This window comes from Myroides fluvii (assembly GCF_009792295.1).
Lineage (GTDB): Bacteria > Bacteroidota > Bacteroidia > Flavobacteriales > Flavobacteriaceae > Flavobacterium > Flavobacterium fluvii_A.
On the sequence record NZ_CP039934.1, the window covers coordinates 200,437 to 213,781 of the forward strand.

Annotated in this window: 16 protein-coding genes and 1 pseudogene; 8 read left to right on the forward strand and 9 right to left on the reverse strand. The window is 36.6% G+C overall.

Going from position 1 to position 13,345, the window contains the following annotated elements; translation table 11 throughout:
- Positions 1-255: 255 nt before the first annotated feature.
- The 4 genes from FBR08_RS01050 to FBR08_RS01065 all read right to left on the reverse strand — a co-directional run bounded on the left by FBR08_RS01050 (position 256) and on the right by FBR08_RS01065 (position 4,704).
- Positions 256-1,752: a malate:quinone oxidoreductase gene (locus FBR08_RS01050; protein ID WP_158960810.1), complete on the reverse strand. Its 1,497-nt coding sequence runs from the start codon at positions 1,750-1,752 to the stop codon at positions 256-258.
- 87 nt (positions 1,753-1,839) lie between these two features.
- Positions 1,840-2,256: a Holliday junction resolvase RuvX gene (gene ruvX / locus FBR08_RS01055; protein WP_158960813.1), complete on the reverse strand. Its 417-nt coding sequence runs from the start codon at positions 2,254-2,256 to the stop codon at positions 1,840-1,842.
- A 1-nt stretch (position 2,257) separates the two neighbouring features.
- Positions 2,258-3,430, reverse strand: coding sequence for an AIR synthase related protein (locus tag FBR08_RS01060; protein WP_158960816.1), 1,173 nt, complete (start codon positions 3,428-3,430; stop codon positions 2,258-2,260).
- 149 nt (positions 3,431-3,579) lie between these two features.
- Complete coding sequence (locus tag FBR08_RS01065) at positions 3,580-4,704, reverse strand: cysteine desulfurase family protein (protein WP_158960820.1); 1,125 nt, start codon at positions 4,702-4,704, stop codon at positions 3,580-3,582.
- 203 nt (positions 4,705-4,907) lie between these two features.
- On the opposite strand from FBR08_RS01065, the gene FBR08_RS01070 reads away from it, so the two are divergent.
- The 7 genes and pseudogenes from FBR08_RS01070 (at position 4,908) to FBR08_RS01095 (ending at position 8,620) form a co-directional block, all read left to right on the forward strand.
- Complete coding sequence (locus tag FBR08_RS01070; protein WP_158960822.1) at positions 4,908-5,444, forward strand: Crp/Fnr family transcriptional regulator; 537 nt, start codon at positions 4,908-4,910, stop codon at positions 5,442-5,444.
- A 220-nt stretch (positions 5,445-5,664) separates the two neighbouring features.
- Complete coding sequence (locus FBR08_RS01075) at positions 5,665-6,246, forward strand: zeta toxin family protein (protein WP_158960825.1); 582 nt, start codon at positions 5,665-5,667, stop codon at positions 6,244-6,246.
- Entirely contained in the window at positions 6,236-6,382 is a 147-nt protein-coding gene (locus tag FBR08_RS16705; RefSeq protein WP_199268618.1) for a hypothetical protein, read from the forward strand. Before FBR08_RS01075 ends, FBR08_RS16705 begins: the two co-directional genes overlap by 11 nt.
- A gap of 186 nt (positions 6,383-6,568) precedes the next feature.
- Positions 6,569-6,664 (forward strand): annotated as a pseudogene (locus FBR08_RS16830) (Crp/Fnr family transcriptional regulator); the annotation flags it as partial.
- Between the two features lie 53 nt (positions 6,665-6,717).
- Positions 6,718-7,275 carry a DinB family protein gene (locus FBR08_RS01085; protein ID WP_158960827.1) on the forward strand — a complete coding sequence of 186 codons (558 nt, stop codon included), beginning with the start codon at positions 6,718-6,720 and terminating at the stop codon, positions 7,273-7,275.
- Positions 7,276-7,384: 109 nt separating this feature from the next.
- Entirely contained in the window at positions 7,385-8,104 is a 720-nt protein-coding gene (locus FBR08_RS01090; protein WP_158960829.1) for an SDR family NAD(P)-dependent oxidoreductase, read from the forward strand.
- Positions 8,105-8,140: 36 nt separating this feature from the next.
- Entirely contained in the window at positions 8,141-8,620 is a 480-nt protein-coding gene (locus FBR08_RS01095; protein WP_158960832.1) for a GNAT family N-acetyltransferase, read from the forward strand.
- Between the two features lie 104 nt (positions 8,621-8,724).
- Here the strand turns inward: FBR08_RS01095 and FBR08_RS01100 are convergent, their stop codons facing one another.
- Both FBR08_RS01100 and FBR08_RS01105 read right to left on the reverse strand, forming a co-directional pair.
- The gene (locus FBR08_RS01100; RefSeq protein WP_158960834.1) at positions 8,725-8,901 is read right to left on the reverse strand and encodes a hypothetical protein; all 177 of its coding nucleotides are present in this window, start codon (positions 8,899-8,901) and stop codon (positions 8,725-8,727) included.
- Positions 8,888-10,642 (reverse strand): MFS transporter, encoded by a 1,755-nt coding sequence (locus FBR08_RS01105; protein ID WP_158960837.1) that lies wholly within the window; start codon positions 10,640-10,642, stop codon positions 8,888-8,890. The genes FBR08_RS01100 and FBR08_RS01105 overlap by 14 nt, the downstream gene beginning before the upstream one ends.
- A gap of 132 nt (positions 10,643-10,774) precedes the next feature.
- Here FBR08_RS01105 and FBR08_RS01110 point away from each other — a divergent pair, with 132 nt between their 5' ends.
- Entirely contained in the window at positions 10,775-11,788 is a 1,014-nt protein-coding gene (locus FBR08_RS01110) for a hypothetical protein (RefSeq protein WP_158960839.1), read from the forward strand.
- Between the two features lie 52 nt (positions 11,789-11,840).
- On the opposite strand, the gene FBR08_RS01115 is transcribed toward FBR08_RS01110, so the two are convergent.
- From FBR08_RS01115 to pdxH, 3 genes are read right to left on the reverse strand one after another with little or no spacing between them, the layout of a single operon-like run.
- Positions 11,841-12,401, reverse strand: coding sequence for a DNA mismatch repair protein MutS (locus FBR08_RS01115; RefSeq protein ID WP_158960842.1), 561 nt, complete (start codon positions 12,399-12,401; stop codon positions 11,841-11,843).
- A gap of 11 nt (positions 12,402-12,412) precedes the next feature.
- A complete protein-coding gene (locus FBR08_RS01120) occupies positions 12,413-12,694 on the reverse strand; it encodes a hypothetical protein (protein ID WP_233266186.1) in 282 nt (93 codons plus the stop codon).
- A gap of 2 nt (positions 12,695-12,696) precedes the next feature.
- On the reverse strand, positions 12,697-13,344 hold the full coding sequence (gene pdxH, locus FBR08_RS01125) for a pyridoxamine 5'-phosphate oxidase (RefSeq protein ID WP_158960844.1): 648 nt from the start codon (positions 13,342-13,344) through the stop codon (positions 12,697-12,699).
- Between the last annotated feature and the right edge of the window lies 1 nt (position 13,345).

Below are 13,345 nucleotides of genomic sequence, written 5' to 3' on the forward strand. Positions count from 1 at the left end.
CTTGTACTTTATTTCGTTCATTTGTATTTCAAATATACTAATTATCAAATCCTTACCCTAGGTCTTATGATATCTATCTATTATGAAAGAATAAATAAAATCTATTATAAAATAAAAAACGATAATTAAAAACGATAGTTAGGGAGTGAGGTGTTGTTTAGTGTTTGGTGTTCGTTGAATCAACTGTCAACAAACAACAAACAAAAAAAGCATCTTTATAAAAATAAAGATGCTTTTTGTATTATATATTGTTCTTTAGTTATTTGGAAAAATCCTCAAAACTTTAGAACAGTTTTCTCTAATATCTGCCACCATTTCTGGGTGTTCATTCAATTTAAGTCCATAAGAAGGAATCATCTCTTTGAATTTACTTTTCCATTCTGGTGAATTGAATTCAGTAGGGAAGCAATTGGCTAGTAATTTCAACATAATAGCGGTTGCTGTTGAGGCTCCTGGAGAAGCGCCCAATAAAGCGGCAATAGAACCATCAGCGGCATTCACTACTTCAGTTCCGAATTGTAAAATTCCCTTTCCGTCTTTATCTCTTTTGATTACCTGTACACGTTGTCCGGCGTGTTCTACTTTCCAATCTTCCTCTTGTGCATCAGGGAAGTATTCTCTCAGCGCTTCATATCTTGATTTATCCGATTGTAACACTTGTCCGATTAAGTATTTTGTCAAATCGAGGTTGCGCATTCCCGCTCCTAGCATCGGGCCGATATTATTTAGCTCTAGTGATTTAAATAAATCTAGATTGGATCCTCTTTTCAAAAATTTTGTTGAGAAACCTGCATAAGGGCCAAACAACAGTGAGTGTTTGCCATCGATAAAGCGTGTATCTAAGTGGGGCACAGACATAGGAGGTGCACCTACTGATGCTTTTCCATACACTTTAGCCATGTGTTTTTGCACAATCTTCGGATTGCTACACACCAGCCATTCTCCACCAACTGGGAAACCACCATATCCTTTACTTTCAGGAATATCTGCTTTTTGCAACAATAAGATTGCTCCACCACCCGCACCTACGAATACGAATTTTGCTTTTACTTTTCGCTGTTCTCCTGTTTTCTCATCTTTTGCAGTAATGCTCCATTTGTCGCCTTTTCGCTTGATGTCTGTCACTTGATTATTGAAGTGCACATTTACGCCATCTTCCGTTGTCAAGTGATCAAAAATCTCTCTTGTTAATTCTCCAAAGTTCACATCTGTTCCGATTGGCATATACGTAGCGGCATATACATCGTCTAGTTTTCTTTCTTCCATTAACAAAGGCGCCCACGTTTTAATTTGGTCCTCTTCTTTGGAAAACTCCATTCCGTGAAACAAGGGATACTTTTGAAGCTCGTTATATCTTTTCTCTAAGAAACTTACGTTATCTTTTCCCCATACGAAACTCATATGCGGTACCGAATTGATAAATTTACGAGGGTCTTTTAATACATTCTTTTTTACCAAGTATGACCAGAACTGCCTTGACACTTCAAATTGCTCAACAATGCTAATTGCTTTTGTTGCATCAATGCTACCATCAGCTTTTTCTGGTGTATAGTTTAATTCACAAAATGCAGAGTGTCCTGTACCTGCATTATTCATTGCGTCTGAACTCTCAGCCGCAGCGCGATCTAAACGCTCTAAGATTTCGATTTTTAGGTTCGGATTTAATTCTTTTAGTAAGATCCCAAGCGTAGCGCTCATGATTCCAGCTCCTACCAAAACAACATCAACCTCAGATTTTTGTATACTTGACATTATATCGAATATTTATTTATATGCAAAATTAATTTTTATCTACAGGAAAAACAGTTTTTTCATGCTAAATTTTTAAAAAAGAACGAATTAAATCGCATTGCGTCCCATATAATCTTGTAAAATGATGGTGGCTGCGATTTCGTCAATCAAAGCTTTGTTCTGTCTTTGTTTTTTCCTTAAGCCACTATCAATCATGGTTTGAAAGGCCATTTTAGAGGTAAAGCGCTCGTCAATACGCTCCACAGGCATCGTGGGAAAAGTCTTAGTAAAGGCAGCAATAAACTCATTTAAAATTGGCGTTACCTCTGAGGGCTCATTATTCAAGCGCTTCGGTTCACCAATAATTACTCGATCTACTTTTTCCTTCTGAAAATAATCTTTCAAAAAAGACATTAATTCACTGGTAGACACCGTAGTTAAGCCTGATGCAATAATTTGCAACTCATCTGTTACAGCGATACCGGTTCTTTTTTGACCAAAATCAATAGCTAGTAAACGTCCCATTTTAGTAAGTAAATGTCCCGTATGTGGATTGAATCGTTAATTTCTTATCTGCTGAAGCTTCTACACGTCCGACAATTTGTGCTCTTACATTAAATGACTGAGCCAATGCAATGATATCATCCGCAATAGCAGGATTTACGTATAATTCCATGCGGTGTCCACAGTTGAATACCTGATACATTTCTTTCCAATCTGTTTTGGATTGTTCTTGTATCAATTGAAACAAAGGAGGTACTTCAAATAAATTGTCTTTGATAATATGTAGGTGATCTACAAAGTGTAAAATTTTAGTTTGTGCTCCACCACTACAGTGAATCATACCGTGTACATCATCCGCTTTATATTGATCTAAAATCGCTTTGATGATTGGCGCGTAGGTTCTCGTTGGCGATAGTACTAATTTACCCGCGTCGATAGGCGCATTGGCAACAGCATCTGTCAACTGAACTTTTCCAGAATATACTAATTCTTCTGGAACAGACGAATCATAACTTTCAGGATATTTAGCAGCTAAAGAATGATCAAATACATCATGACGTGCAGAAGTAAGTCCGTTGCTTCCCATTCCTCCATTATACCCTTTCTCGTAGGTTGCTTGTCCAAAAGATTCCAATCCGACAATAACATCGCCCGCTTGGATATTGGCATTGTCAATTACATCACTGCGTTTCATACGCGCTGTAACCGTAGAATCCACGATAATTGTACGTACTAAATCTCCCACATCCGCTGTTTCTCCACCTGTAGAGTGAATCGTTACACCAAATGATTTTAATTCTTCAATTAGTTCTTCTGTTCCGTTGATGATAGCCGAAATCACTTCACCTGGAACTAGATTTTTATTACGTCCAATTGTGCTAGACAACAAGATATTATCTGTTGCACCTACACACAATAAATCGTCAATATTCATAATCAAGGCATCTTGAGCAATGCCTTTCCAAACAGAAATGTCTCCTGTTTCTTTCCAGTACATATAAGCTAATGACGATTTTGTTCCTGCTCCATCCGCATGCATAATCAAACAATATTCCTCATCCCCTGTTAAGTGATCGGGAATAATTTTACAGAATGCTTTAGGAAACAATCCTTTATCTATGTTCTTTATTGCATTGTGAACATCTTCTTTCTCAGCAGAAACTCCGCGAAGCGCGTATCTATTACTTGAACTCATAAATAGTGTGTTGTTTGTGCAAATTTAATGCGAATGTTATTGTAAAACAAAGCTTTTTACATTAACATTTTTTTACCTCTTTTTTATTTATTTTTTAAACAATTGGAAAACAAAAAAATCTACTAAGTTGAATTAGTAGATTCTTTTTCTTAAATTTCTTGAAGAAGCTCAATTAATCGATCGATCTCTTCTTTCGTATTTTCATGGCTGAATGACAATCTTAGGCTTGGTTTTTTCAAATCCTCCTCGTTTAAGAACTGTGCTAAAACGTGCGAAGGTTTTTGACTTCCCGACTGACATGCGCTACCTCTTGATACCGCAATCCCCTTCATGTCCAATTGAAACAACATCATGGCTGCTTTTTCTTGTGTCATGGGTAAAAGTACATTCAGAATATTGTAGAATCCTGTGCTATTTCCGTTGAATTTAACTTCTGGGTATACTTCCTTCAAACGCGTTTGACAATACGCTTTGATGTTGGCAATGTAGGCACTTTCTTCTTCTAACAAATCATACGCCATGTCTAAAGCCTTAGCCATCCCAACAACTTGGTGTACTCCTTCCGTACCTGCACGCAGTCCTTTTTCTTGCTCTCCACCGTAAATAACAGGTTTCAAAACATTTTTCTTGCGGATAAAAGCAAATCCAATGCCTTTAGGTCCGTGAAATTTATGTGCACTCGCCACGATAAAATCAATGGGTAACGCACTTAAATCAATTCTTTTCTTTCCTACAGATTGTACAGTATCACAGTGAAACAAAGCCTCGTGTGTTACACACAACTGAGCCACTCGTTCCAAATCTAATTCCGTTCCCACCTCATTGTTGACGTGCATCAAACTCACCAGTGTTTTAGTGTCCTCTTGTAAGAGGTTTTCCAATTGCACATAGTCGATTTCACTGTTGGGATTAATCGTTAAGCAGACCACTTCAATTCCATATACTTGAGCCAAATGCTTGACTGTATTTAAAACGGCATGATGTTCGAGTTGTGTGGTAATAATTCGCTTTACTCCCAAATCGCGAACAGCAGACTGTAAAATCCAGTTGTTTCCCTCTGTTCCACAAGAAGTAAAAATAATCTCTGAAGAATTGACATTAAATTGCTTGGCAATGGTTTTTCTTGCCCCTTCAATTAATGCTTTCGCATGCCGTCCGATTGAATAAGTTGATGAGGGATTGCCAAAATCATTTCTCAATACGTTCACCATTTCTTCAATTACCTCTGGTCGGACAGAAGTAGTTGCGGCATTATCCAGATATATTTGTTTCATTATTTAATTAGTTGTAGCGAGATTCGTCACTTCATTTACACGAAATAACGTCTTTCTAAGTCATTTATTTTATTCGAATACAAATGTAATAAAAACAAAAAAGATAATGCTAAAAATCACTTCCATAATTATCATCTTCTCCAAGATATCTTTTTATTTTTACGATTTTAACCGTATCTTCTCCTGCCATAAAACACATCAAGATGGACCTCATTACCGCCCTTTATAGCAACCTAGAACAAGTTAACTGTTGGGATAAAACAATCACCCTAAACCGAAATGAATACCTAACACTTGCGGGTACTATGGATACGAATGTTTACTATATCGAAACAGGTAGTTTAAAAATCTCTATCATACTAGATGATTGCGAACACATCGTTCGATTTGGATATCGACATAATTTCATTGCTGCCTTGGATAGTTTTATCACCCATACACCAACAGATTTTTATATACAAGCCCTAAAAAAAACAACGATAAAAGTCATTCATAAAGAGCGTTACCTTGAATTTATACGAAGTAATAGCAATCATCAAAGTCTGTGGGACTCTCTTTTACAAAATTTAATTCTACAACAACTGGAACGCGAGAAAGATTTACTTATCAAATCCCCCAAAGAACGCTATATTCGTGTTTTACAACGCAGTCCTCACTTGTTTCAAGAGATTCCAAACAAATACATTGCTACTTATTTAGGCATGTCGCCCGAAACGCTTTCTAGATTGAAGAAATCTTGACTTGAATCAATATTTTTAAATGTGAATAAAATGATTTTCTTAAAACATGTAATCCTACTTATAAAAGCTTAGATCATACACTGATTCTGAAAAATACACACTAATTATCTTACCTAAATGCTCTGCTTTTCATTTCTATGGCAAATAACCTATTTTAGTGAAATATAATTATCCTAACAAGATAAATATCAAGTAACTAAATATAGTATATCTTTGTACTATGAATGATAAAAACGTATACATTATTGCAGGATGTAATGGTGCTGGTAAAACTACAGCATCGTTTACTATATTGCCTGAAATATTGGATTGTAAAGAATTTGTCAATGCAGATGAGATTGCGAAAGGGCTATCACCTTTTCAACCTGAAAAAGTTGCTGTAGAGGCTGGGAGAATTATGCTTACAAGAATAAATGATTTATTTCAAAATCAAAAAAGCTTTGCATTTGAAACAACATTATCATCTAAAACGTACAAGCATAAAATAATAAACGTCAGAAAATCAGGCTACTATTCAACATTACTATTCTTTTGGTTACAAAATTTTGATCTTGCAAAAGAAAGAGTAAAAATAAGAGTTAGTGAAGGCGGTCACAATATACCGGAAAAAGTTATAGAAAGAAGATACTTAAATGGTATTCAAAATCTATTTCAAATTTATATGGAGATTGTAGATGAAGTTCTTATTTTTGATAACTCTGAAGGCTCACCTATTCTTATCGCAGAAAAAGTAATTGGAAAAGATATTATTATTCACAATGAAAAAAAATTTAACTACCTAAAACAATATTATGACAACTGAAGCAAGAAACCTAAAAAAAGAAAAGATTTTACTTGGACTTGAAGAAGCATATAAAAAAATGATTCAATTCAAAAAAGAGAAAAATAGTGAAATTGTAATTTTAAAAGACAATAAAATCATTCATATTAAGCCTTAATGGTCGATACTACTTTTAGATCGAACTATGTTAGATATTCAATTATAAATCTAACACCTATTACATGAAACCAATAGTTTCCATTTTTTTGTGGATTCTACGATTTTCCTTTATCACAGCTATTCTCCATATTCCTATTAAAAGTTTTTTTTAAAGAACAGCATAAATGCTTGGCAATTTCATTAACGAAACCCTCACTTGTTTCAAGAGATTCCAAACAAATACATTGCTACTTATTTAGGCATGTCGCCCGAAACACTATCTAGATTAAAGAAATCTTGACTTGAATCAATATTTATCTTGAAAATTAGGGTGAATTTTGTCAAAAAAATAAAATGGAAACGACGAAGCTACTTTCAAACTTACTAGAGCTAACTCATCAAATTAAACGCGAAGCACAAGCGTTTCAAGCACTTCCCGATTCACTACTCTCTACTAGGCCTCAACCTGCTAGTTGGAGTATCTTAGAATGCATGGAGCACCTGAATCGATATGGTTATTTTTATATTCCTGAAATCACCATCAAAATAAACACGTCTCCTTACACGACTCCCTCCAAGGTATTCAAAAGTGGGTATTTGGGCAATTATTTTGCCAAAAGCATGTTGCCAAAAGCCAAGCTCAACAAAATGAAAACCTTTAAATCCATGAACCCCAGTACTAGCAAAGTAGACCGAGAAGTATTATCGATTTTCATCCAACAACAAAACAGCCTTATTGCACTATTAGAACAAGCGAAAACAGTGGATTTAAACAAAACCAAGACGTCAATTTCCATCAGTAAATGGATCAAGTTACGCTTAGGAGACACCTTTAAAATTGTTGTATTTCACAATTTAAGACATCTAAAACAAGCGCAAAACATCGTCAATAATCAAAGGGAATTCGCGTAATATTTTCCTTTCTTTCACGCATCTCCTTTCTCGATTTATGTTTATCTTGCCCTAGCTTTTATACCTATAAAACTAGGAGATAGCATAGACCCAACTAAAAAACACAACGATGCATTCAAGAACATTTGACGATAAAGTAATTTTACTAACAGGGGCGGATGGTGAAATAGGAACAGCACTGATTCAAGAAATGCTGAACCGAAAAGCGCGTAAAATCTACGTTACTGGTATAGCTTTTGACCGATTGACTCAACTCGCGTCTACCTTTCCTTCCCATCTATTCCCCGTTTTATTGGATGTAACAGATGAGAATTCCATACAAAAAGCGGTTGTACAGTGTCAGGATGTCAATCTTTTAATCAACAATGCCGGGGTAGAATTAAAATCTGATTTCATCGGAGAACAAGCGGGAAAAAAGGCTTTATTAGAGATGCAGATAAACTATATTGGCGTCATTTATATGATCAATCACTTTTTACCAATCTTACAACAGCAAAAACGAAGTCAGATTCTCAATATTCTTTCTGTTGGTAGTGCCACAGTTATCAAGGGCATTGCCACCTATTGTACTTCCAAAACAGCGGCACATCTACTGACCCAATCGCTGCGTCCTGAATTAGCAACAGATGCGATTGAGTTGATTGGCGTTTATCCGGGCTATGTAGATTCTGCCATGTCTGCTGATGTACAAGCAGAAAAAATTACACTAACAGCCCTAGCTCAAAACATATGCAATGATTTTGAACAGGGATTGCTAGATATATATCCCGATTCCATGTCGAAAAAACTATTCGAGGAACACCCTATTTCGATTCCTCAATTGCGTTAACCCCCAAAAATAGCTAATCTTTAATTCCCAAGTCAGATGATTACCCTCGTTCCCTATCACCCTAATTATTTTGAGGCCTTGACCTCTTATGATTTAGATGAACAACAAGCTGCTTTCGCCTTAACACCTAAATACATTCTAACCAACCCAACAATCATGAGCAACAAATTGCGCACGCAGTATTGTATTTTGTATCAACAAGAGCCTGTGGGATTTTTCTCTTTGGATGTATCCGATGATCGACTCCTCTACACCACAAATACACAATCCATTTTATTACGCGCATTATCGATCATGCCTCAATTTCAGGGAAGGGGAATTGCAAAAGCCGCACTTCTACAACTACCAGACTTGATCCACAAACACTATGTCGATATTCAAGAACTCGTTTTTGGAGTAAATTACGAAAACACAAACGCCTATCACTTGTACATTAAAACAGGATATTGCGATTCCGGCAGAACCTATCAAGGGGTTAAAGGTCCTCAACACTGTATGTTTAAAAACCTCATATAACACTCGCTATTGTTCTAGCGAAATTCAAAATAAAGCTACAATCGTACTGTGAGATAAAAAAACAGGTCCAAGAACTACATCTTCTTGGACCTGTTTTTTTATTTCTATCTCACAATGGCAATCCCCTGTTTTGCCAATACCTTCTTAGCGATAACACCAAAAATCAACAGGTATCCAAAACAAACCGCATTGACCATATAAGACTCGTGAATACCGATAATATCGGCTAATTTACCCTTGTAAAAAACATCTTTTTTTATTTGTTTTTTACCCAACATCATCAATGGCAATCCCCTGTTTTGCCAATACCTTCTTGGCGATAATACCAAAGATTAACAGGTATCCAAAACAAACCGCATTGACGATATAAGACTCGTGAATACCGATAATATCGGCTAATTTACCTTGAATTGGAGGCAATATTCCTCCACCTAAAATCATCATAATCAAAAAAGACGAACCTTGAGCTGTGTATTTCCCTAACCCCATAATTGCGATATTAAAAATTGCAGGCCACAGCACGCTACACGCCAATCCACCAGCTAAAAAGGCATAAATAGCGAGCATTCCACTAGATAGAAGTCCGACAATCATAGCCAATAAACCAAATAAGCTAAAAAGCACCATGGTTCGCGCTGATTTATTTTTGCTCCAAAATGAAAAAACAATTTGAACAACAACACACAAGCTGTAATAATACAAATGTTCGACCTCATTTCCCGCAAAATAATTTGCTCCTAAAATTACAAAATAGGCTAAAAAAGGTACAGCAATTAAGGCAATTAGTTCCTTTCGCTTACTCAATTGAAATACACTGACAGCCCCAGCCCAACGTCCAATCATTAAGCTTCCCCAATACATCGACACATAAGGGGCAATTTCAACGGCTTGCAGAGAGCCAAATTCCTCCAATTTTAAAAGCTCACCTAAGTTACTTCCAATGCCAACCTCAACCCCTACATAAGCAAAAATAGCTAGCATTCCCAAGAGTAATTGAGGGTACTGCATCGCTCCCCAACCTTCTTTATTTCGTTGGCTTGAAACATAGGCAAAAGCGATACTCCCAACAATAATGAGTAAAGCACTACCTAAAAGATAAATACGCTTATTCTCTAAAGGCGTTAATAGTTGTTTTATTTCCGCTTGTATTTTATACACATCCCCTTCATCTACAGTCTTTGTAGTACCTGTTGTTTCTTGTTCTACGGTAATCTTTAACTCTTGTTGTTGTTTTTGAAGGTTTGTTACTTGAAGATATGCTTCACTTTTATAGGTATTAAAAACGGGAATAAAAACAGCAACTAACAATACGGTCATACTCACCAACAACCCAATTGCTTTTTTTGCAGGTTTAATTTCTGCACTACTCTTGCTATCTGGTATTTTTTTAGAGAAGAAAAACAACAAAGCTGCTAAGAGGAATAAACCACCAACAGCACCATAGAGCAATGTCATAGAATCCAAACTCAGGTGTTGAATTTGATCATCAGTTAATGTTTTAGTACTTCCGTACAAAACATACGCCATTAACAGCGGTCCAATGGTTGTTCCGAGTGAATTGATTCCACCACCTAAACTCACTCGACTCGTTCCTGTTTTGGGATCTCCAAGAGAAATAGCAAAGGGATTGGCTGCAATTTGCTGCAAGGAAAAGCCCAAAGCAACAATAAACAATCCTACCAATAAAGCGGCATAAACACTAATCTGCACGGCCCAAATCATCGCTATAGCCCCACCGGTTGAAAAAAGTAAGCCATACACAATGGAGCGTTTATATCCCCAATTGCTTACGATATCGCGCTTTTTCCAAGCACTAACCAAAAAAAGGAGTAAAGCGCCAAAATAATAAGCGGTATAAAAAGAAAAGTCAATCAATTGGGATTGAAACTGATCTAAATCAAAGAAAGCTTTACAAAATGGAATAAAAATACTATTTCCTGCGGCGAAAAATCCCCAGAAGAAAAACACAGTTACTAAAGTATATAAAGCAGGATAATTTGTTTTGGTAGACAGTGAATTCATAGCAAGCAGCGTACATTTTAAGTTATCTTTAACGTTATCAAAGATAATTAAATAACCTATATCTGTTCTTAAATGTAACTACTTAAGATAAAAAAAGTATTTTTGTATTCTCGATAACGATATATTTACTTTATGAAGAAGGTGTATACCCTAGTAGCAGTTCTAGGTTTGTTTGGATTAAGCTCTTGCAACGATGGCAAGCTTACCTATAATAATATTGACTTTTCTACTGTAACAACTGTGAATCGCTGTTCTAATACAGGCGATGGAGCTAAGGTATTTTACAAATTAAAAAATACAGAAGCTTTTATCCTAGTTGCAGATATGGACAATATTATGCGTGATGAAAGTGTTCAAATTGTTGATGCTGAAATAGATGGAACCAACACCCAACTAGCGTATAGAAAATACAATGGCACAGTAGCATCCAATTCGATTTGCTCCTTTCCCGCTCCGAGTACACCTGTTGTAACAGAGGAAATACCTGCTTCGCCAGGAGCTACGCTACGCACTCAACGCATGGTGTCGATCAAAAACAATGACGATGGCGAATTGATTGGCGACCATAGTGTAAGCTTGACGTATCAATATAACTTCACGATTCTAAATGCCAATTTTAAAGATGGCGATACAAATATCAAATACGATCGCATGCCATTTGGAACGAATAACTACAACTCTAACTCTTTAGGTTTTAGATTCCTAAACAATGACAACACCTTTAAAACCATTAATTTTTGTACTACACAAGGGGTTACACTATCGGATAAGGAGGCTATGTTAGTTCAGCTCAAGGAGGAAGATTTCCCTCAAGACAATGGAGTTAAAACTATTGCTCTGTCTACGGATAGACCTTTGACCTATAGACAATATGCTCGTGCAGGAATCAATTTGAATGAAGTTTGTGAAAACGATGGCGATATTCCGGGTAATACACCGGCGAACAACAACCGTTTGGTAGAAAATTGGATAGCGACAACAGGAGAAATTGTCATCACCACCCGTTGGACCAATCCTGCTGATGGTGCTCAACCTAAATTGTTACACGAAATTACCTTGCGCAATGTGGTATTTTCGAAAGCGAATTACAACAACTTAACCTTTGGAAAATCAATTCTTCCTTTTGGAAGTTTTATTCAAGAATAATACAATACATGATATAAAAAAATCCAGGCTTGTTTGCCTGGATTTTTTTTATCTATCGATTTGGATTTTGCTTGATGTAAATTTGCGTTGCTCCCACGCCGTATTTCTGATAGTTTGCATCTTCTGCAACAACCTCAGCATATCGGCTAAAGAGAAATTCTAACTCTGCTTTGAGCACGCCTTCTCCTACGCCGTGTATTAATACAATACGCGGAATGCGGTTGCGAATGGCGAACTCCAATTGACCTCTGGCTGTATCTAACTGTAACGTCAACATATCGTGTTTCTCCATGCGTTTATAATCCTTCGTTAATTTTTCAATGTGTAAATCAACCTCGAGAATAAACTCATCTTTACGCGATTTCTTTTCTTTGACAAACGAACGTTTTTTGGGTTCTACCTTACTTTGCAATGCTTCTTGAATAGAGCCTTTAGTACTAGCAGATTTAAAATCTACTTCTTGTTCCTTTTCTATCTTAAGCAATTCTGAAGGTTTGTAATTTAATACAAAACCATCTTTTGTTTCGATCGTAACTTGATCGCCTTGAATTTGGGATATGATTCCCTCTTCATCTTCGTCTAAGACTTGTACGTAATCTCCTTTACTTAACATCTTACTTCCAATTACTGTTTTTTATTTACTACGGTTATCGAATAATCTTCTGTTTTATCTTCTTCCACGCTATCATTCGAAGGAGTCTCAGAACGAACAACCAGTGCTTTTTTAGGCGCATTACTCGGTGTTTTTTGCATGAGACGAGCCATGGCTAAGAAGAATACCGCTACTCCAATTACTTGTACCCACAATCTAGGTTGATTAGAGGCTTGTTCCATCAAGGCCCAAATCATAAAGCCAACCACTGCAAGCGGAAGCGCGATTTTTACTATTTTTACTTTATTTTTCATGATTAAGGCGCTAAACGTTCCACTTTCCAATCCAACTGATCCGCAGTGAGCGTATAGCGAATGCGATCGTGTAAGCGATTGGGTCTTCCTTGCCAGAATTCAATACTCACAGGCTCCACACAAAATCCTCCCCAGTTTTTTGGGCGCTGAACATTATCTTCAGTTGCTGTTTGTTCTAATGCTTTCAAGGATTGTACTAAACAATCATAAGATTCGATGACTTCACTTTGATTAGAGACAATAGCTCCTAGTCTACTCCCTAAAGGGCGACTATCGAAGTAGTTGTTCGATTGAATCTCACTTACTTTTTTCGCAATTCCCTTGATGATGACTTGACGCTCCATGGAAGGCCAAAAAAAAGACAAACAAATATGAGGATTCGCTGTTATTGCTCTGCCTTTCTCCGAATCGTAATTCGTAAAAAAAACAAAGCCGTTTTCATCATAGGATTTCAATAAAACTACTCTAGCTTTTGGAAATCCATCCAACCCAATAGAAGAAACGGTCATGGCATTCACTTCTTCCACTCCGCCGAAATCCTCTACCTCACAAAACCACTGACGAAATTGCATCATCGGATTGGGATTGACCTCCGCCTCGATTAATACTTGCTTGTCATATGATTTTCTATAATTACTTAAATCGTTCATT